This window comes from Polaribacter cellanae, assembly GCF_017569185.1.
In the GTDB taxonomy this organism is placed as follows: Bacteria; Bacteroidota; Bacteroidia; order Flavobacteriales; family Flavobacteriaceae; genus Polaribacter; species Polaribacter cellanae.
In genome coordinates this window covers 3,144,072-3,164,969 of the sequence record NZ_CP071869.1, presented here as the reverse complement: position 1 = coordinate 3,164,969, position 20,898 = coordinate 3,144,072, and the positions used below count along the sequence as shown (strand labels likewise).

Here is a 20,898-nt window from a genome sequence, read left to right as displayed (position 1 = left end):
TAATTGTTTATTCGTTGAATTGCAAAACCCTTTCTTGCGGTTGCGTGATATTGTCTTGGTTATTATCTCTAAAATTCTTGATTTCTGATAATTTTTCACGATGTTTTACAACTTCTCCCAAAACAATAATTGCAGGATTGCTTAATTCTTGCTTTTTAACCACCTCTAAAATAGTGTCTACAGTTCCAATTCCTACTTTTTCGTTGCTTCTTGTTCCATTTTGAATGATAGCAACTGGCAAATCGTTTTTATTTTCTTGTTGAAACAACTTGATAATCTCTGGCAATTTTCCCATTCCCATTAACACCACAACTGTTGCATTCGATTTTGCTGCCAAAGCAACATCATTCGATATTTTATGTTCTTTTGTAGTTCCTGTAATTACCCAAAAACTTTCTGCGCTTCCACGTTTTGTTACTGGAATATTTTGATATGCAGGAACTGCCAACGAAGACGAAATACCTGGAACCATAGCTGTTTCGATTCCAAAACTTGCTGCAAATTCCATTTCTTCTGCTCCTCTTCCAAAAATAAAAGGATCTCCACCTTTTAAGCGAACTACATGCCCATGTGTTTTTGCTCTGGCAACAATTAACTCGTTAATTTGTTCTTGTTGATATCTGTAACAACCTTTTCTCTTCCCCACAAAAATGATTTCTGCACTCGGATTTATAAAGTCTAATAATTCTTCGTTTACCAAAGCATCGTACAAAACAACATCTGCCTTTTTTAAAACTTTAATTGCTTTTAATGTAATTAAATCTACATCTCCAGGACCAGCTCCAACTACTGTTAATAACCTCCTTTTATCCCCCATTTCGACTTCGCTCAATGCAGGCTTTAGAGGAAATACAGATTCTGTTATTTTGTTATTATAATTATTCATTTTCTAACTAATTTATTTCAAACGTATGTTCGCAACAATCTTAAAGTCTTACGTCATAAGTCTTTTCTGTCTTGATACTTGATACTTGATACTAAATTCTTACCCCTCAACTTCAACAGTTCTAAACGCATCTGCTTTTTTATAAAATGATTTTGCATCATTTAAATAACTTTCTGCAAACGCTTTGGTGGGTGCTTCTTTTTTAATTTGATACACTAAATCTTCGAAAGAACCATTTATTTCGAATTTATTAGCATCTACGAAATGCTTCTGAAAATCAGAAATAATTCCTGCCTGTGTATTTGTTTTTACATTTTCTGCTATTAATAGTGCTTTTGCAGTATTTACCAAAGATGTGTATGTGTGATAAATGCTATCTGAAAATTGATTCTCATTTAGAGCTTCTTCTGAATTAGAGATTTTTTCTTCACTTTCGAATAAAAGTGTTGCAATTAAATCGATTACAACTCCTGCACATTCTCCTACTCCAATTGCTTTTACGTAGTTTTCTGAATGTCCCCAATCGATAAAATCGCTTGATTCTAAATTCGTAGTGTCTTGCAATCCTTTTAATAGATCGTAGAAATACGTTTTTCCTTGTCTGTCGTAATATTCTAAAAAAGTCTCTTTTTCTTGCTGATTTTTCTCAACATCATTTAATAAAATACGTAATGCTTCTGGTCCTCTTTTACTTGGTACTTTTACTAATTTATCTGAAAAACGACCTTTTCCATCGCCTAAAATTCCTCCACCTATTAAAATTTGTAAAGCTGGTGCCTGTAAATTAGCTACTTTAATAGACATTCCTTGAAAACCAATGTGTGCCATATTGTGTTGCCCACAAGCATTCATACAACCACTAATTTTAATGGCGATTTCTTTGTTATTTAAATATTTTGGGTACTCATTTTCCAATACTTTTTCTAATTCTACGGCTATTCCTGTACTACTCGCAATTCCTAAATTACAAGTATCTGTTCCTGGGCAAGCTGTAATATCTGATGCAGAATTATAACCTGCTTTTGCGAAACCTAATTTTTGTAATTCAATATAAAAGAATGGTAATAATGCTGCTCTTACATGACGAATTAAAATATTCTGTCTTAGGGTTAAACGTATTTCATTGGCTGCGTATTTCTTAACCAAATCTGCTAACAATCTTGCCTTTGGCGTATAAAAGTCTCCTAAATGTACTTTAATTCCAATGGCGAATAATCCTTTTTGTTTTTGTTGAATTACATTTATGTCTTTCCATTTTTGAAAAGCTGTTTCATCTTCAATTTTTACAGAAGGAATTTCGATTTCTTGAAAAACGATAGGTTTTTCAAATTCTGAAGTATCTACTTTAAAAGTTTTGTTTTCTAACGCATTTACTTCATCTGCAACTAAGTCTAAAAAGGCTTCAACTCCTAAATCTTTTACTAAAAATTTTAATCTTGCTTTGGCTCTTTTTGCACGTTCTCCAAATCTATCAAAAGTTCTTAAAACACCCTCTATGGTTGGTATTAAAATAGCTTCTTCTAAAAATTCATAAATAACATCTGCATGTCTTGGTTGCGATCCTAAACCTCCACCTAATAGAACTTTAAAACCTTTTTTCGTAATTCCGTTCTCGGTTTTTACCTTAGCGATAAAACCTAAATCGTGCATAAAACTAATAGCAGTATCGTTATCTGTTGCAGAAAAAGAAATTTTAAATTTACGACCCATTTCTTGACAAATTGGGTTTCTTAAAAAGAATTTAAACGTAGCATGTGCATAAGGTGAAACATCAAAAGGTTCGTTAATATCTATTCCTGCAGTTTCTGATGCTGTAATATTTCTAACAGCATTTCCACAGGCTTCACGTATGGTAATATCATCTTTTGCTAATTTTGCCCATAATTCTGGTGTTTTATCTAAACTTACATGATGAATTTGAATATCTTGTCTTGTAGTAATGTGCAGTCTTCCACGAGAATATTCATCTGAAACATCTGCAATTCTGTGTAATTGTTCACTTGTAACCCTACCAAAAGGTAATTTTATACGAATCATTTGAACACCAAATTGACGCTGGCCATAAACGCCTCTTGCCAAGCGTAAACTTCTAAAACGCTCTTCGTCTATTTCTCCTTCTTTAAAAAGTTGAATTTTTCTGTTTAATTCCAGAATGTCTTTTTCTACAACTGGGTTCTCTATTTCTGTTCTAAAACTTTGCATTTTTTTTTAGTATTGAGTAGTTAGTAAAAAGTATTGAGTATTAAGTAAAAAGTATTAAGAAAGCTACTTTGCTTAATACTATCTACTTTGTACTTAATTCTTATTTATCGGATAAAACCAACACCAACTGTATTATTTGTTTTTGGGTTGATTAAAATAAACGACCCATTTGATTTATTTTCATTGTAAGCATCTACCAGTAATGGTTTGCTTAATTTTAATTGAATATCTCCTATTTGATTCAATTCTAATGCTGATGGATTTTCTATTTTTCCTGAAAAATCGGTCTTAATAATTGTATTTAATTGAGTGATTTTTGCTTGCGCGTCATTTACACCATGTTTGATGTAATATTTTTGAGACGCTTGCAATGGGGCTGAATCCATCCAACAAATAGTAGCATTTAGTTGCTTTGTAATGGTTGGTTCTTCATTAATTTTTACTAACATATCTCCTCTACTTACATTTACATTATCTTCTAAAGTAATGGTTACAGAACTTCCGTTCTTTGCTCTTACAAACTCTTCGTTAAAAAAATGAATACTTTTTATGGTTGATTTTGTTTGCGATGGTAATACAGCTATTTTATCTCCAACTTTAAAATCTCCTCCATAAATTTTGCCTGCATACCCTCTAAAATCGTGATATGTTGAAGTTTTTGGCCTAATAACAGTTTGTACAGGGAAACGTGCTTGGGTTTCTTCTTGTACATCTTCTGCATCTAATCTTTCTAAATGATGTAATAACGTTTCTCCTTTATACCAAGGCATATTTTCTGATGTTGTAACTACATTATCGCCTTTTAAAGCTGATAATGGAATAAACGTTAAATTCTGATTTTTATATTCGCTTTTGCTCGCTAAATATTCGATCTCTCCTTTAATGATGTTGTATTTTTCTTCGGAAAAATCGACCAAATCCATTTTATTAATGGCGATTACAACATCTTTAATTCGCAATAAATTATTGATAAAAAAATGACGATACGTTTGTTCTACAACGCCATTTCTTGCATCAATTAAAACGATAGAAGCTTGTGCTGTTGAAGCACCAGTAACCATATTTCTGGTATATTCTATATGACCTGGAGTATCTGCAATAATGAAACTCTTTTTTCTTGTTGAAAAGTAAATATGAGCAACATCAATGGTAATTCCTTGTTCTCTTTCTGCTACCAAACCATCTGTTGCTAAAGAAAAATCTAAATAATCGAAACCTCTTTGTTTGCTCTTTTCTTCAATCGCTTCTAATTTATCATCCGTTAACGATTTTGTGTCGTATAATAAACGCCCAATTAAGGTACTTTTACCATCATCTACACTGCCTGCTGTTGCTATTTTTAATACGTTCATTCTTTTTTGGTTTTTTGTTATTGGTTGATTGTTTTTAGTGAGTGCGCAAACACCATCAACTAAATTTTAAAAATACCCTTGTTGTTTTCTTTTTTCCATTGCAGCTTCCGAACGTTTATCGTCTATTCTTGCGCCTCTTTCTGAAATGGAAGAATCTCTAATTTCTTCGACCACTTTTGCAATATCTACTGCATGCGATAAAACTGCGGCTGTACAACTCATATCGCCAACGGTTCTAAAACGAACCATTCTCTCCTCAACTTTTTCTTCTTTATCTCTAAAAACCACAGCATCGTCTGCAGACCAAATAAGACCATCTCTTAAAAATGTTTGTCTTTTGTGTGCGAAATAAATGGAAGGTATTTCGATATTTTCTTTTTCTATGTAAGACCAAACGTCTAATTCTGTCCAATTAGAAATTGGAAATACACGTACGTTTTGCCCTAAATCTATTTTTCCATTTAGCATATCAAACACTTCTGGTCTTTGATTTTTCTCATCCCATTGCCCAAAATCGTCTCTTACTGAAAAAATTCTTTCTTTTGCTCTTGCTTTTTCTTCATCTCTTCTTGCGCCTCCAATACAAGCGTCGAAACCAAATTCTTCAATGGCATCTAACAATGTTTCTGTTTGCAACATATTTCTACTTGCATATCTACCAGTTTCTTCTTTTACAGTTCCATTATCGATATTGTCTTGCACATTTCTCACGATTAATTCTACACCTAATTCTTGCGTTAAACGATCTCTAAATTCAATCGTTTCTGGAAAATTATGCCCAGTATCTATATGCATTAAAGGGAAAGGTATTTTTGCTGGAAAAAATGCTTTTTGCGCTAAACGAACTAACGTAATACTGTCTTTTCCACCAGAAAATAACAACACAGGTTTTTCGAATTGTGCTACTACTTCTCTAAAAATAAAAATCGCCTCACTTTCTAAAGCGTCTACTTGTATTGTTTTTTGACTCATAATATTTTTTTAGATATGCAAACCACATTCTCTATTACTTTCTACTTTTGTTGGATCGAAATAGGCAAACTCGTTTGGCAAATTATATTGTTTTAAATACGCATCTAAATCTTCGTCTAACCAATGGTAAAAAGGACTCACTTTTATAATGCCGTCTTTACTCTGTGAAACGATGTCTATACTATCTCTAAATGCTGTTTGCCCTTTTCTTAAATTTGTAAACCAAAGATCTGGTTGGTGCTCTTGCATAGCTCTTTTAAAAGGCTCCAATTTTACTTGTTCTGTAAAAAGCTGGTGTTTTTTGTCGTTTATTGAAGGAACTCCCAACACCACATTTCTATGTGCAACTGTTTGTTTTGGTACATATAATTTAATATTTAAAGCTAACTTTTCGATAATATCTTCTGCGTGTTTATAAGTTTGAACTGTGTTATAACCTGTGTCGCACCAAATAACTTTTATATTTTTTTTTACTTCTGTAACAGCATTTAAAATAGCTACTTCATAGGGTCTAAAATTGGTTGTAACAACAGGGTTTTTCGCAATTGAAATTGCCCATTTTATAATATCTAACGGATTTTTATTCGCTAATTCTTTATTTATTTTTTGAATATCTAAACTCATTATTTTCCCCATTTTACTTTGTTCCAAATTCTTTCATGAAAGAAATACAGCACTAATTTTGTTAAAAAATCTACTGATGCTATAGAAGCTGCCAGCACTATTTCTCCCGTTAAAAAGTAAGAAACCACTAAAGTATCTAACGTTCCAATAACTCTCCAACTCAATGCTTTTGCTATACTTCGCAAAGGTTTTTCTGAACTTTTATCTTGTTCGAAACTTACTTTTGCTTCACTTTTATTAAAAATCATCTGATCTAAAATCATAATAATTCACTTTCTTTTCTATTACCCTACTTAATTAATAGGGTATGCAAACATACTTTATTATTTAAAACTACAAAGCATAAAAAAGAAGAAATTTACAATTACCCTATAGAATTAGTAGATTAGTAAAATTTAGAAAAGAATTTTATGAATATCTAAATGAATTAACATTTAGTTTAAAAAATTAGACCAGAAAATAAACTTGATGAGAATAAGAAACAAATGTGCAATAAAAATTAGCATTTACACAAATCTGCCAATGAAGTATTTCTAAAAATTTCTAATGTATTATCTCTTACTTTTGTCATTAAATTATGAACAGCACAAGCATTTTCGTCTGGACAATCATCACATTTTTCGTAGAAATTTAAACTCACACAAGGCACCATAGAAATGGGACCTTCTAAAATTCGCATAATGGAAGTCATTTGGATTTCTGATGGTTCTTTTAGTAAATAATAACCACCACCTTTTCCTTTTTTGGAACCTAAAATTCCGTTTTTACGAAGCGTTAAGAGAATGCTTTCTAAAAATTTTAGAGAGATATTTTCACTTTTAGAAATCGTAGCAATTTGAACAGGCCTTTTATTTTCCTGTTTTGCCAAATAGGTAAGTGCCTTAATACCGTATTTTGTTTTTTTAGATAGCATAAGAAACAAATTTACAGAAATTTCTGTAATTTAAACGCTCAATGCTTGTTCTAAATCTGTAATAATATCTTCCACATTTTCTAATCCAACAGAAACCCGAACCAAGCCATTTGTAATTCCTACTTCTAATCTATCTTCTTCTGAAAGCCTACCATGTGTTGTAGATGATGGATGCGTAACAATGCTTCTAGTATCGCCTAAATTAGCAGAAAGTGAGCACATTTTAATGTTGTTCAAAAATTTTCTTCCAGCTTCTATGCCGCCTTTTACTTCGAAAGCAACAATGTTTCCACCTAATTTCATTTGATTTTTCGCCACATTGTATTGTGGGTGCGATTTCAAAAATGGGTATTTTACCAATTGCACGTTTTCATTTTTCTCTAAAAACTGCGCAACTTTTAGGGCATTTTCACAATGCTTTTCTACTCTAATTGACAGCGTTTCTAAGCTTTTTGATAAAACCCACGCATTAAAAGGAGACATTGCTGGACCAGTATTTCTTGCAAATAAATAAATTTCTCGCATTAATTCTTTATTTCCAACAGTTACGCCACCTAAAACTCTTCCTTGTCCGTCTATTAATTTTGTGGCTGAATGAATCACTAAATCTGCTCCAAATTTAATGGGCTGTTGAATGTAAGGTGTTGCAAAACAATTATCTACAATGAATATTAAATTGTGTTTTTTAGCAATTTTGCCAATCAGTTCTAAATCTAAAATATCTACAGCAGGGTTTGTAGGTGTTTCAATGTATAAAATTTTGGTGTTTGGTTGAATTAAACTTTCTACCAAATTTACTTCATCAACTTTAAAATAAGAGGTTTCTATATTCCATTTTGGCAAAAACTTGGTAAACATACTGTGTGTAGAACCAAAAACTGAACGACAAGATACCACATGATCGCCAGCATTTAACAAAGCTGCAAATGTTGAAAAAATTGCAGCCATTCCTGTTGCAAAAGCATAACCAGCTTCTGCTCCTTCCATTTGTACAATTTTATCGGTAAATTCTGTTGTATTTGGGTTTGTAAATCGACTGTATAAATTACGCTGTTTTTCTTCTGCAAAGGAAGCGCGCATTTCTTCTGCATCGTCAAAAACAAAACTCGATGTTATATATAATGGTGTAGAATGTTCAGAAAATTGTGTTCTTTCTGTCTGATTTCTAATGGCTTCTGTTTCGAAATGTTTTTTCATTTTAGTTGGTGGTTGGTCGTTTTTTGTTGGTAGTTTTAACTAATAACCAACAACTAAAAACTATTATTTTTTTTAATTATTATGTTTCGCTAATCTTAAAATATCTCCAAAAACGCCTCTGGCTGTTACTTTAGAACCTGCTCCTGCTCCTTGAATTACAATGGGTTGTTCTCCATAAGATTCTGTATAAATTTCAAAAATTGCATCAGATCCTTTTAAAGAACCTAAAGGAGAACTTTTAGAAACGGATACCAATTTTACGTCTAAATTTCCTGTTTCTTGTGATAAATCTCCTCCTAATTCTCCAATATATCTTAAAACATGGTCTTCTTTTTGATTTTCTTTTATTTGCTGATATTCTTCATTCAACGCCTCTAAATTAGATAAAAAATCGCTTACAGAACCTTCTCTTAAATTTTCTGGAATTAAATTCTGAATAGTTACATCTACAAACTCGTTTTCCAATTCTAATTCTCTTGCTAAAATTAGTAATTTTCTGGCAACATCATTTCCACCTAAATCTTCTCTTGGGTCTGGCTCTGTAAAACCTGCATTAATTGCGGCTTGTAAAACTTCAGAAAAAGGTTTGTTTTCTTTAGAAAACGTGTTGAATAAATAACTTAAACTTCCAGAGAAAACGCCTCTAATTTTTGTGATATTTTCTCCTGATTCGTGCAACAAACGAATGGTATCAATTAAAGGCAACCCTGCACCAACATTGGTTTCGTATAAGTATTGTTTCTTGTATTCTTTTAATTTTCTTCTTAATTCTTTATAAAAATCAAAAGACAACGTATTGGCTATTTTATTACAAGAAACCAAGTCGAAACCTGCTTCTATTAACGGAATATAATTGGCTACAAATGGCACACTTGCTGTATTATCTACCGCAATTAAATTCTCTAAATGATGTGTTCTTGCAAACGAAATAATAGCATTTACAGAAATATTTTCTTGTCCTTTTGATACTAAATCTTCTTCCCAATTTTTGGAAACTCCGTTTTTGTTTAGCAGTACTTTTTTAGAGTTGGCAACTGCAAAAACATTCAACTGAATTTTTCTTCTTTCTAAAACAGAAGCTGCATTTTCTAAAATTTGATGAATTAACGTTCCACCCACCAAACCTTTTCCAAAAATGGCAATATTTACTTTTTTAGCAACTCCAAAAACTTGACCATGAATTACATTTACAGCTTTGTGTAATTGTTCTTTTTTTACGACCAAACTTACATTTTTTCCTGTGATGGTATTGTTAAATAAAACAGGAACAATTTGGTTTTTAATTAAGGCATTATAAGGTAAATGAAATTCGCTTAAATCTTGCCCAATAATAGAAATTACAGCCACATTATTTACAATAGAAATTTGATTTACGTCTTGTGAATAAAAGTCGTTTTCGAACTCTTTTTCTAAGGCTAAAACAGCTTCGTTTGCTCTGTTGGCATCGATAATTAAACCAATTCCTCTTTCGGATGAACCTTGAGAAATAATACTAATACTAATATTTTTATCACTTAAAGCTCTAAAAATTCGTGCATCTACACCTACTTTACCCAGCAAACCTCTTCCCTCGAAATTTAATAAGGCAACATTGTTAATGGTAGAAATGGATTTTATTCCTTTTGTTGAAGACTCTGATGTGATTAACGTTCCTTTATCCTCTTTATGAAATGTATTTAAAATACGTAAATTAATGTTCTTTTCTAATAACGGAATAATGGTTTTTGCGTGCAAAATTGTTGCTCCGAAATTTGCCAATTCATTTGCTTCTGAAAACGATAATTGTTCAATTTTCTTTGCATCTGAAACCAAATCGGGGTTTGCCGTAAAAATTCCACTTACATGTGTATAATTTTGAAGCTCATCTGCATCTAAATAATTGGCAATTAAAGCGGCTGTATAATTACTTCCATTCCTACCTAAAGTGGTGGTTTCTCCTTTTTTGTTAGCTGCAATAAAACCTGTTACCACATTAATTGTATCAGAATTTTCTTTAAAATAAGATACTACATTTTCCGAAGAAACTGCCGAAATTGGCTGTGCATTTCCAAAATTATCGTCTGTAATAATTAATTTTCTTGCGTCTGTTGGGTTTGCTGAAATTCCTTTTTCTTCCAATAAACTTGCAACTAATTTTACTGATAATAATTCGCCTTGTGCTAAAACTTCATCTTTAATTTTTTCACTATAATCTCCCAAAAGATAAACACCTTCAAAAATTGTTGCCAATTTTAAAAACTCTTGTGTACAATTTAAATTTAGGTTCGGTTTTAATTGATATTCCTTAAAAGCATCAAACGCTTCTAAATAGGGTTTCTGTTGAGAAGCTAATGCCAACAAGTTTTCTAATTCGTCTGTCGTATTTCCTCTTGCAGAAGCAATTAAAGTTAATTTTTCTCCGTTTTTGTGTTTGTTAAGAATAATTTCTATGGCATTCTCCAATCCTTTTCCGTTGGCTAAAGATTTTCCTCCAAATTTTAATATTTTCATCTTTTTTGTGCTATAATCTTTATTGAAAATAGGTTCTATAATTTTCTGTAATTGGTCATATTCCATTAAAAATGCATCATGACCGTGCACAGAATTAATTTCGTTATACGTTACGTTTGCTTTTGTTAAAGCTAATTTTTTATGTGTTTCTCTGTTTTCTTCTGCCGTAAAAAACAAATCGGAATCCACACCAATAATGTGAATATTTGCTTCAATTTGGTCTAAAATATCTATATTTTTATCTCCATTTTTAGTAACATCAATACTTTTTAATAATTGATTCATTAATTTATAAGAAGCTAATTGATAGCGCTCTTGTAATTTTTTCCCATGATGCAACAACCAACTTTCCACATTAAAAATATCTGAGTTTTCTTTTTTAGAACGTTTAAAACGCGCCTTAAAAGATTCTGGCGTTCTGTAACACAACATCGCGTGCATTCTTGCATCGTGTACAGGATTGCTAGAGTTTACTAAAAACTGTTCCTGAATTTGGCAATTTCCAATCAACCAATCTGTAGATTTCCAATCGGTGGCAATTGGTAAAAAATGCTGCGTAATTTTGTTATTTAAAACAATCATTTCCCAAGCAATTCCACCACCTAAAGAGCCTCCAATTAAGGCAAAAAGTTGTTCAACTTTTAATTTTTTTAATCCCTCTAAAAAAATATTGGCTATATCTCTTGCAATAAAATCTTTGTAATTTTCAATTAAAAACCCATCAAAACCATTTCCGGGAATATTGAAGGACAAAATGGTATAAACAGCTGTATTTATAGCTTTGTCTTTACCAACAATATTTAACCACCAACCATTTTCACCAGCAACATCGCTGTTTCCAGTTAACGCATGGTTGATTAAAATTACAGGTGCAGTGCCTAGATCTTGACCAAAAACATGGTAACTTAAATTGATTTCTGCAATTTTTGCACCTAATTCTGTGGTAAAATTATTAATTTTAATATGTTGTAGTTTATCTTTCAATCTTTATTTATTTAAGCTAAATTATTTGTCTCCTTGAGCGCAGTCGAAAGGTTTTAAGTTCTCGACTGCGCTCGAACAGACATTCTTACTATATTTCTGAAAAAGCTGCTTTTAAATCTGCTTTTAAATCTTCTAAATCTTCAATACCAACAGACAAACGAATTAAATCTTGGCTTACTCCTGCTCCTGCTTTTGCAGCCTCATCTAATTGTTGATGTGTTGTGCTTGCTGGGTGAATAATCAACGATTTTGTATCTCCAATATTTGCTAATAAAGAAAATACTTTTGTTTTATCTGCAATTGCTTTTGCTGCTTCAAAACCTTTTTTTGCCCCAAAAGTTACAATTCCACTTTGTCCTTTTGGTAAATATTTATCTGCTAATTTTTTGTATTTGTTACCTTCTAAGCCAGGATAATTTACCCAAGCTACTTCGTCTTGTTGCTCTAACCATTTTGCTAATGCCAACGCATTTTCTGAATGTTTTTGAATTCTAACAGGCAAAGTTTCTAAACCTTGAATGATGTTAAACGCATTTGTAGGACTTAAAGCACCACCAAAATCACGTAATCCTTCTAAAATTAATTTAAAAGTATACGATGCTGCGCCTAAAGTTTCGTGGTATTTTAAGCCATGGTAACCTGCAGAAGGCTCTGTAAATTCAGGAAATTTCCCATTTGCCCAATTAAAAGTTCCAGCATCTATAATTGCGCCTCCAAGAGACGTTCCTTGTCCGCCAATGTATTTTGTTAACGAATGAATTACAATGTTTGCTCCGTGTTTAATCGGATTCAATAAAACAGGCGTTGCAACTGTATTATCAACAATAAAAGGTACTGCTGCTTTTTTTGCATGTGTTGAAATTGCTTCTAAATCCAACACATCTAATTTCGGGTTTCCTAAAGATTCTACAAAAAATGCTCTTGTGTTATCTTTAACTGCTTTACCAAAGTTTTCTGGTTCAGAAGCATCCACAAATGTTGTTGTAATTCCGAATCTTGGTAACGTAACACTTAATAAATTGTAAGTTCCACCATACAAACTGCTAGAAGCTACAATATGGTCTCCTGCTTTTAAAAGTGTTAATAAACCTGTTGCAATTGCTGCAGTTCCAGATGCAAAAACTACGGCTCCAATTCCACCCTCTACAGCTGCCAAGCGATCTTGTAAAATTTGGTTGGTTGGGTTGTTTAAGCGTGTGTAAATAAAACCTAATTCTTTTAACGAAAACAGGTTTGCTGCGTGTTCCGAATTGTTAAAAACATACGAAGATGTTTGGTAAATTGGAACCGCTCTTGTGCCTCCATTTGATTTTACATCGTGTCCTGCGTGCAACGCGTTTGTTGCTAATTTGTGTGTACTCATTTTTCTATTTTTTTGAGTTAATAAATAAGTCAAATACATCATTTTTTATGATGTTATTATTAGAAAAATGTTATTAAGAAAAATAGAAATTTCCAGAATGAGAAAATTCTTTTTTGTTATCTATCCAATTAAAAATAATTGAGTAGAATTTAGCACCTTCTTTATTTCTAAAGGGTTGCTAAGGTTTCAATGGGTCTAATCCCTCCACCTTTCTTGATAACATTTCAATAAGTTATTGAACTTTGTGAGTGCAAATATATGTTCAGAAAAATTTAATATCCAAATAAAAAGTGGTTTATTTTTATTTTATGTTGATTTCGCATTTTGGAATATGCTATATTCTTTATTCTATAAAAACAGTACTTTTTGTTCTCTAAAATTGATTTATTGATGTTGTCATCAAAAATAATTATCATTAAAAAATGTTGCTATTTCATTTTATAATGTAACTTTGCATTAGAATTAAGAGGAAAAATTTGAACTGATTGCAACCTCTTGTGCTGGACTTGTTTCAGCACCCTTTACTTAATTTAGGATACTTATTTAAAAGATCCTGAAACAAGTTCAGGATAAAATGCTAAAGCAGTAATTATCTACTTCTTATAGCGACTACGCAATCAACTTTTTATTTTTAGTCTCCTGTTTTACTAAATTATTTCAGCATAAAAACAGAAAAATTCATTTAAAAAAAATTCTCAGTATTGTAAATATTGAGGTCTATTTTCAACATTAAAAGAAAGAATATTATGTCATATTTATTTACGTCAGAAAGTGTTTCTGAAGGACATCCAGACAAGGTTGCAGATCAAATTTCTGATGCTTTAATTGATCATTTTTTAGCATTCGATAAAAATAGTAAAGTTGCTTGTGAAACTTTAGTTACAACAGGGCAAGTTATTTTGGCTGGAGAAGTAAAATCTAAAACTTATTTAGATGTGCAACAAATTGCAAGAGAAGTAATTAATAAGATTGGTTATACTAAAAGCGAATATATGTTCGATGGAAATTCTTGTGGAGTTTTGTCGGCAATTCACGAACAATCGCCAGATATTAACCAAGGAGTTGATAGATCTTCCCCAGAAGAACAAGGTGCTGGAGACCAAGGAATGATGTTTGGTTATGCTACTGATGAAACTGAAAATTACATGCCTTTGGCGTTAGAATTGTCTCATAGATTGTTAATTGAATTGGCTCTTTTAAGAAGAGAAAATAAAGACATTACGTACTTAAGACCAGATGCTAAGAGTCAGGTTACTATTGAATATTCAGACGATAATGTGCCACAAAGAATCGATGCAATTGTAATTTCTACACAACATGACGATTTTAACGAATCTGGTGCTGTGATGTTAGAAAAAATTAAAAAAGATATTGTTGAAATTTTAATTCCAAGAGTGGTTGCAAAATTACCTACTCATATTCAAAAATTATTTACAGATAATATTACCTATCACATAAACCCAACTGGTATTTTTGTAATTGGTGGACCTCATGGAGATACTGGTTTAACAGGCCGTAAGATTATTGTAGATACCTATGGAGGAAAAGGAGCTCATGGTGGAGGTGCTTTTTCTGGGAAAGACCCAAGTAAAGTAGATAGATCTGGAGCTTATGCTACAAGACATATTGCTAAAAATTTAGTTGCTGCAGGGCTTTGTAAAGAGGTTTTGGTACAAGTTTCTTATGCAATTGGTGTTGCAAAACCTACAAGTATAAATGTAGAAACTTATGGAACTGCTAATGTTAATTTAACAGATGGAGAAATCAGTAAAAAAGTAGCAACTATTTTTGATATGCGTCCGTATTTTATAGAGCAACGTTTAAAATTAAGAACACCAATTTATTCGGAAACTGCTGCTTATGGACACATGGGAAGAACTCCAGAAATTAAAACTGTAACATTTACAAATCCAATGGGAGAAACAGTTTCTAGGGAAGTAGAAACGTTTACTTGGGAGAAGTTAGATTATGTAGATAAAGTAAAAGAAATTTTTAATTTGTAATTCTTGTTTAAAAATAAAATTTGGCCTTTAAAATTTATTTTTTAAAGGCTTTTTTTAAGCTTAAAATTTAATATAAATCATCAATTCTCTTTAACAAAAGTTTAAGATTTCTCGAATAAGAGTTTGCGTAACTTCGAAGACTATAATTTTAATCAAATTTATTATGACAAAAAAAGTACTAACCAGTTTTCTTCTGGTTGCTTTTGTTTTCGGTTCTTCTACTGAAACCAACGCTCAATTTTGGAAGAAAAAGAAGAAACAAGTTGCAAAAACAGCTCAAAAACCGAAGTCAAATCCTAAAAAAGGTGATATTCAACCTTATGGAAAGGTGGTTACGAAAGAATACAAAACAGACGATGGTTTGTTTAAAGTGCATACAAAAGACCAAACTTACTTGTTCGAAATTCCAGATTCTCTTTTAAGAAGAGAAATGTTAATGGTAACAAGAATTGCTAAAACTGCTAGTGGAATTGGTTTTGGTGGAGGAAAAACAAATACCCAAGTATTACGTTGGGAGAAAAAAAATAAAAATATTTTATTAAGAATTGTTTCTCATAACGTTGTTGCAGACACTATTTTACCTGTACATGAAGCTGTTGTAAACTCGAACTTAGAACCAATCTTATTTTCTTTTCCAATAAAAGCATTTAGCAAAGATTCTACAGCAACAGTTATAGATGTTACAAAATTATTTACTTCAGATATTAAACCTCTAGGTTTTCCTGCGAAAGCTAGAAAAAGCATGCAAGTGAGTCGTTTAGACAATTCTAGATCTTATATCGAAAGAGTTAGTAGTTACCCTAAAAACATCGAAGTAAGACACATAAAAACTTACTTTGCAAATAAAGCACCATCAAACTCTGCTTTAGGTTCTATTACTTTAGAAATGAGTAACTCTATGGTTTTATTACCAAAAGTTCCAATGAAACGTCGTTATTTCGACGAAAGAGTTGGTTGGTTTACTCGTGGACAAACAGATTATGGTTTAAAAGATCAAAGAAGTAAAACGCTTACTTATTTAGACAGATATCGTTTAGAAGTGAAGGACGAAGATATCGAAAAGTTTAAAAGAGGAGAATTGGTAGAACCCAAAAAACAAATTGTTTATTATGTAGATAGAGCAACTCCAGAAGAATGGGTTCCATACATTATACAAGGAGTAAACGACTGGCAAGTTGCTTTTGAAGCGGCTGGTTTTAAAAATGCAATTATAGGAAAAAGAGCTCCAACAAAAGAAGAAGACCCAGAATACAGCCCAGAAGATGTACGCTATTCTGTAATTCGTTACTTAGCCTCTCCTATTCCAAATGCAAATGGACCTCACGTAAGTGACCCACGTTCTGGAGAAATCTTAGAATCAGACATTAACTGGTACCACAATGTAATGTCTTTATTACACAACTGGTTCTTTATCCAAACAGCAGCAATTAATCCAGATGCTAGAGGAAATAATTTTAAAACAGAAACAATGGGTCGTTTAATTCGTTTCGTTTCTTCTCACGAATTAGGGCACACTTTAGGACTGCCACATAACATGGGAAGTTCTGCTGCATATCCTGTAGATTCTTTACGCTCTGCAAGTTTTACTGCAAAATACGGAACAGCTCCATCTATTATGGATTATGCTCGTTTTAATTATATAGCACAGCCAGAAGATAAAGGAGTTGCTTTAATGCCTAACATTGGAACTTACGATAAGTATGCAATTTCTTGGGGCTATAGACCCATTTTAGACAAGTCTGCTGAAGATGAAAAAGAAATTTTAGATGGTTGGATTTTAAAACATGCTGGAGACCCAATGTATCGTTTTGGACACCAACAAGCAACTGGTGTTGTAGATCCAAGTTCTCAAACAGAAGATTTAGGAGACGATGCTATAAAAGCTTCTATGTATGGAATTAAAAACTTAAAAAGAATTTTACCGAGATTGGAAGAATGGACTTCTGAAAAAGGAGAAAATTACGACGAGTTATCTACAATGTATGGTCAATTATTAGGTCAGTTTAATAGATACATGGGGCATGTTTCTGCAAATATTGGTGGTGTTTATGAAAACTTTAAAGCATCTGACCAAGCAGGAGCTGTTTATACTTATGTCCCTAAAGCAAAACAAAAAGAAGCTTTACAATTTGTTATTAATGAATTATTTAAAACTCCAGAATGGATGTTAGATGAAAACATTTTTAGCAAAACTGAATTTTCTGGTTCTGTTGAAAGAGTTAGAAGTATGCAAGCAAGAACTCTTAATAACATTTTAGACGCTGGAAGAATGGCTAGAATGATCGAGAATGAAACTTTAAATGGATCATCTGCATATACTTTGGTAAATATGATGAGAGATGTTCGTAAAGGAATTTGGAGTGAAATTTACTCTGGACGTTCTATAGATACTTATAGAAGAAATTTACAAAGAGCACATTTAGATAGATTAGATTATTTATTAAACAAAGCAGGAAGTCAGAAAGGAATTAATCGTGGATACTTAAAAATAAGTGGAATTAACGTAAATCAATCTGACGTGAAATCTGTTGCAAGAGGAGAACTAAAGCGTTTACGAAGAGATGTTAAAGCAGCTTCTAACAGAGGTAACACACTTACACGCTACCACTTACAAGATGTTGTAGATAGAATTGATGCAATCTTAGATCCTAAATAAATTCTTATAAATTATATTGAAGAACCTCATCTTAATTGATGAGGTTTTTTATTTTACACAATCCTATCAAAAACTTGCACTAGCTTTTGAATCTAGGTAACAGCAAACACAAAATGAGGTATTACTTCTGTGGATACCTTTAAAAAGTTACAGGAACAATTTCCTTCAATAGATCATTGGATGATTGGTAGAAGCCTAATTGCAAGTCCTTTTTTACCCAATATGATTAAAAATAACTCGACAGAATACCCCAAAAACAGATTTGATATTTTCGAGGAATTTCACCACCAAATTTTTGAGCAATATGCTGCTACACTTTATGGATCCACTCCAATTAAAATGAAGATGCTTGGTTTTTGGGAATACTTCTCTAAAAGTTTTTCCAATCCTCAGAAAACCTATAAAAAGATTAAGAAAGCAAAAGACGTAAAAGCATGTAAAATTGCAGTAAGAGAGATTATTAAGGAAGCAAAAGGTGATTATAAAACTTTTTTTTACTTCAACTTAAATTTCATTTCTACAGGCAAATGGTCGGAAGATTCACCAAACTCTATCAACACTTTTCCTGAAATATATTCTATGGTATTTTTGGTGTAAAAAATATAATCGATTCTTTCAAAAGCATTTTTAGAATCGTAAGTGTTTTCAATATTTTCTTTATTAAAAGCTGCATTTCCAACACCTTTTTGTAAAAACATTTTTTTTATGATTCCTTTTTTATCTCTTGCCAAAGAATTAAAATCACCTAATAAAATAGTAGGATATTCTTCTTTATAATTATTGAATAGTTCTAAAACTTCTTCAAACTGATTGACTCTTGTCTGTTTATCGAAAGCTTCTAAATGCACATTTATCAATATAACTTCTTGCTTATTTAAAGTTACTTTTACTACTTGTGCCAAGCGTTCTAAATACAAAGCTTTTCTGTAAAATGCTGCGCTTAACACTTTTTCTAAAACAATTCTTTTGTGTTCTTTTAAAGGATATTTACTAAGAATAGATTGTCCAGAAACAATTTTTCCAAAATGCATTTTTGTTGGCCAATAAGGAAAAGGAACATAATTTTTGTCCCAATTTATAGCCTGAGCTACATAGTTATAACCCAATTTTGCAATTTCGTTTTGCTGATTTACAAAGTAACTCCTCTTAGAATTGTAGTCTATTTCTTGAAATGCTAAAATATCTGGGTTCAGCTTTTTGGTTTCTGCTAAAACTTTTTCTAAATTTTTATCAAACAATTCTTTTGGTTTAAAAATAGGAAGGTTATTCGTCATTCCACTTAAATAACCAATATTGTAGGTTACAATACTAAAAATTGAATCGTTTGCGACAACTTCATCATAAGTATTTAAAATTAACTTTGAATATTCTTTCTCGTTTAAAGTTGCGGATGATGCCCAAAAGAAAAATACGAGCAAAGCAGTTATCAACAATAATAAAACCCGAAATAAATATTTTAAAACTTTTCTCAATTATTAGATTGTGTTAGATTCTCATTCGTAAATTCTGTCAATACCTTTTCAATAGAATTGGCGATTCTCTCTTTATCTGTATTGTATTTTGGCAACAGTCCATTTTTCTCTGGAAACTGCTCGATTGTAACTGTGGTAGATGGAAATGCAAAATCGACACCTAATTCTTTCGCCAATTTTACAATGGCAATATGCAATCTATGTTTCGAAGATTGCTCTACACCCCAAGCCAAACTTTTAAAATAAACGTTTACCATTACTAACAATGCAGAGTCTCCAAAACCGGTAAATTCTACATTATAAGAATCGGATCTTGTTTCTGGATGCGCTATTACAATTTCGCGAATTCCTTTTACAAAAGCCTCAATTAATTCTGGTGGCGTGTCATAACGCAAACCTAAGTTGGTATTGTATCGTCTAAACAAGCGTAAACCCTTATTATTAATAACAATTTCCGATAATTTACTATTTGGTATTTTATAGACAGAGGTATCTGCAGCACGAACACTTGTAGATCGAAAACCTACTTTTTCGACAGTTCCAACCACTTCTCCTGCTTCTATCCAATCTTCTATATGAAAAGGTTTGTCTAGAAAAATCATTAAAGTTCCAATGAGATTTTTAACGGTGTCTTGGGATGCCAAAGCAACTGCCAAACCTCCAATAGTTGCTCCTGCCAAAATTGTGGTTGCATTTACACCAAACAAAGTAAGCAATTTAAAAATACCAAGTACAATAACTAAACCTGTAAAGAAATTATTTACAATAGGTACTAATTGATCGTCTAATCTACTGTGTGTTCTTTCTGTAAATTCGGCATAAATTTCCATAGCTACTTTTACTAATTTTAAGAAAACGTAAATCCAAAATACCGTTTTTGCAATGTTTAAAGCCAAAAACACCCAAGTGTTTGTTTCTAAACTAAACTGTAAAGACGGAAAAACTTTATCGATAAGAGCCACTGTTAAAAGCAAACTTATAGGATGAGCTAGTTTTTTAAGTACAGCATCTACTTTTAAATTAGTTGTTTTATTAATTAGATATTTTACTTTTTGTAAAACAAAAAAGGCCAGTTTTTTTGTAATTAAAAAAACAATATAAGAGATTCCTAAGAGTAGTAACAAAGCTACAAATTGCCATAATTCTACCCCTAAAAATTCTTTATGCCCAGCAACAGGAATTAGATTTTGCAATTTTTGAATGTACCATGGAAAAGTTGCTTTGTACAAATTGTCTATCTTAGCAACAGTTTCCGAAGAATAATACCATTTACTTCCTATTTTTTCGACATAAATTTCTGGCATTCTTTCTGGAAATATTACATATCTGTAATAAGAAGAATAACCAATAGTGTCTTTATAATTATTGCCTGTAGGAACTCTATTTAAATCGACATACAAACCCTTACCATCTAAAACTTGCTTAATTTTTATGGCTTTTTCTATGGCTTTTTCCTCAGAAAGACCTAGAATAGTTTTTGCTGCTTTTTTGGGCTCATAAGAATCGGATTGTAAGAAATACAAATGTGTATAAATAGTCGCATGTGGATTGCTCAAATCTACTTTAATGGAATCCTTTTCTTGTTCTTGAGAGACTAAAGAAGTTGTAATAAAAAATAAGAGTAAAAATAGGTTACGCATCACTAATTTGTTAAATAACTGTTAATCGATTTTGCAAATTTAAACCTTTTCATTTTCTATGAGTCAAAGAAATATAAATAAAAAAAGTAAGCATACTAATTTTGGTTTTAGCAGTTACATTTTCTGCTCAATCGTAAAAAATGT

14 protein-coding genes, 1 pseudogene and 1 riboswitch are annotated in these 20,898 nt (G+C 31.7%); of the genes and pseudogenes, 3 read left to right on the top strand and 12 right to left on the bottom strand.

Going from position 1 to position 20,898, the window contains the following annotated elements; genetic code table 11:
- Nucleotides 1-7: 7 nt before the first annotated feature.
- The 10 genes from cobA to J3359_RS14145 form a co-directional block, all read right to left on the bottom strand.
- Nucleotides 8-817 (bottom strand): uroporphyrinogen-III C-methyltransferase, encoded by an 810-nt coding sequence (gene cobA, locus J3359_RS14190; protein WP_243766023.1) that lies wholly within the window; start codon nt 815-817, stop codon nt 8-10.
- A 168-nt stretch (nt 818-985) separates the two neighbouring features.
- Nucleotides 986-3,088 carry a ferredoxin-like domain-containing protein gene (locus J3359_RS14185; protein WP_208077531.1) on the bottom strand — a complete coding sequence of 701 codons (2,103 nt, stop codon included), beginning with the start codon at nt 3,086-3,088 and terminating at the stop codon, nt 986-988.
- A 104-nt stretch (nt 3,089-3,192) separates the two neighbouring features.
- Entirely contained in the window at nt 3,193-4,440 is a 1,248-nt protein-coding gene (locus J3359_RS14180) for a sulfate adenylyltransferase subunit 1 (protein ID WP_208077529.1), read from the bottom strand.
- 66 nt (nt 4,441-4,506) lie between these two features.
- The gene (cysD, locus tag J3359_RS14175) at nt 4,507-5,412 is read right to left on the bottom strand and encodes a sulfate adenylyltransferase subunit CysD (RefSeq protein ID WP_208077527.1); all 906 of its coding nucleotides are present in this window, start codon (nt 5,410-5,412) and stop codon (nt 4,507-4,509) included.
- A gap of 9 nt (nt 5,413-5,421) precedes the next feature.
- Nucleotides 5,422-6,036: a phosphoadenosine phosphosulfate reductase domain-containing protein gene (locus J3359_RS14170; protein ID WP_208077525.1), complete on the bottom strand. Its 615-nt coding sequence runs from the start codon at nt 6,034-6,036 to the stop codon at nt 5,422-5,424.
- Nucleotides 6,036-6,299, bottom strand: a complete 264-nt coding sequence (locus tag J3359_RS14165) for a DUF2061 domain-containing protein (RefSeq protein WP_208077524.1) — start codon at nt 6,297-6,299, stop codon at nt 6,036-6,038. The genes J3359_RS14170 and J3359_RS14165 overlap by 1 nt, the downstream gene beginning before the upstream one ends.
- A gap of 236 nt (nt 6,300-6,535) precedes the next feature.
- The gene (locus J3359_RS14160) at nt 6,536-6,949 is read right to left on the bottom strand and encodes an RrF2 family transcriptional regulator (protein WP_208077523.1); all 414 of its coding nucleotides are present in this window, start codon (nt 6,947-6,949) and stop codon (nt 6,536-6,538) included.
- 30 nt (nt 6,950-6,979) lie between these two features.
- A complete protein-coding gene (locus J3359_RS14155) occupies nt 6,980-8,146 on the bottom strand; it encodes an O-succinylhomoserine sulfhydrylase (protein ID WP_208077522.1) in 1,167 nt (388 codons plus the stop codon).
- 72 nt (nt 8,147-8,218) lie between these two features.
- Nucleotides 8,219-11,620, bottom strand: coding sequence for a bifunctional aspartate kinase/homoserine dehydrogenase I (gene thrA / locus J3359_RS14150; RefSeq protein WP_208077521.1), 3,402 nt, complete (start codon nt 11,618-11,620; stop codon nt 8,219-8,221).
- Nucleotides 11,621-11,708: 88 nt separating this feature from the next.
- Nucleotides 11,709-12,983 (bottom strand): O-acetylhomoserine aminocarboxypropyltransferase/cysteine synthase family protein, encoded by a 1,275-nt coding sequence (locus J3359_RS14145; RefSeq protein WP_208077520.1) that lies wholly within the window; start codon nt 12,981-12,983, stop codon nt 11,709-11,711.
- A 113-nt stretch (nt 12,984-13,096) separates the two neighbouring features.
- A riboswitch (SAM riboswitch) is annotated at nt 13,097-13,206 on the bottom strand.
- A gap of 523 nt (nt 13,207-13,729) precedes the next feature.
- Between J3359_RS14145 and metK the strand changes: the two genes are divergently transcribed.
- The 3 genes and pseudogenes from metK to J3359_RS14130 form a co-directional block, all read left to right on the top strand.
- Nucleotides 13,730-14,986: a methionine adenosyltransferase gene (gene metK, locus J3359_RS14140; protein WP_208077519.1), complete on the top strand. Its 1,257-nt coding sequence runs from the start codon at nt 13,730-13,732 to the stop codon at nt 14,984-14,986.
- A 163-nt stretch (nt 14,987-15,149) separates the two neighbouring features.
- A complete protein-coding gene (locus J3359_RS14135; RefSeq protein WP_208077518.1) occupies nt 15,150-17,642 on the top strand; it encodes a zinc-dependent metalloprotease in 2,493 nt (830 codons plus the stop codon).
- A gap of 120 nt (nt 17,643-17,762) precedes the next feature.
- Nucleotides 17,763-18,110, top strand: a pseudogene (locus J3359_RS14130) (tRNA-dihydrouridine synthase family protein); the annotation flags it as partial.
- A gap of 26 nt (nt 18,111-18,136) precedes the next feature.
- On the opposite strand, the gene J3359_RS14125 reads toward J3359_RS14130, so the two are convergent.
- Nucleotides 18,137-19,114, bottom strand: coding sequence for an endonuclease/exonuclease/phosphatase family protein (locus J3359_RS14125; protein ID WP_208077517.1), 978 nt, complete (start codon nt 19,112-19,114; stop codon nt 18,137-18,139).
- The gene (locus J3359_RS14120; protein ID WP_208077515.1) at nt 19,111-20,754 is read right to left on the bottom strand and encodes a mechanosensitive ion channel family protein; all 1,644 of its coding nucleotides are present in this window, start codon (nt 20,752-20,754) and stop codon (nt 19,111-19,113) included. The genes J3359_RS14125 and J3359_RS14120 overlap by 4 nt, the downstream gene beginning before the upstream one ends.
- Nucleotides 20,755-20,898: the final 144 nt, after the last annotated feature.

What these genes read in the sequence shown, in the direction of transcription:
- cobA (WP_243766023.1), bottom strand. Translation starts at nt 817, where the DNA reads ATGGGGGATAAAAGGAGGTTATTAACAGTAGTTGGAGCTGGTCCTGGA.
- J3359_RS14185 (WP_208077531.1), bottom strand. Translation starts at nt 3,088, where the DNA reads ATGCAAAGTTTTAGAACAGAAATAGAGAACCCAGTTGTAGAAAAAGAC.
- J3359_RS14180 (WP_208077529.1), bottom strand. Translation starts at nt 4,440, where the DNA reads ATGAACGTATTAAAAATAGCAACAGCAGGCAGTGTAGATGATGGTAAA.
- cysD (WP_208077527.1), bottom strand. Translation starts at nt 5,412, where the DNA reads ATGAGTCAAAAAACAATACAAGTAGACGCTTTAGAAAGTGAGGCGATT.
- J3359_RS14170 (WP_208077525.1), bottom strand. Translation starts at nt 6,036, where the DNA reads ATGAGTTTAGATATTCAAAAAATAAATAAAGAATTAGCGAATAAAAAT.
- J3359_RS14165 (WP_208077524.1), bottom strand. Translation starts at nt 6,299, where the DNA reads ATGATTTTAGATCAGATGATTTTTAATAAAAGTGAAGCAAAAGTAAGT.
- J3359_RS14160 (WP_208077523.1), bottom strand. Translation starts at nt 6,949, where the DNA reads ATGCTATCTAAAAAAACAAAATACGGTATTAAGGCACTTACCTATTTG.
- J3359_RS14155 (WP_208077522.1), bottom strand. Translation starts at nt 8,146, where the DNA reads ATGAAAAAACATTTCGAAACAGAAGCCATTAGAAATCAGACAGAAAGA.
- J3359_RS14145 (WP_208077520.1), bottom strand. Translation starts at nt 12,983, where the DNA reads ATGAGTACACACAAATTAGCAACAAACGCGTTGCACGCAGGACACGAT.
- metK (WP_208077519.1), top strand. Translation starts at nt 13,730, where the DNA reads ATGTCATATTTATTTACGTCAGAAAGTGTTTCTGAAGGACATCCAGAC.
- J3359_RS14135 (WP_208077518.1), top strand. Translation starts at nt 15,150, where the DNA reads ATGACAAAAAAAGTACTAACCAGTTTTCTTCTGGTTGCTTTTGTTTTC.
- J3359_RS14120 (WP_208077515.1), bottom strand. Translation starts at nt 20,754, where the DNA reads ATGCGTAACCTATTTTTACTCTTATTTTTTATTACAACTTCTTTAGTC.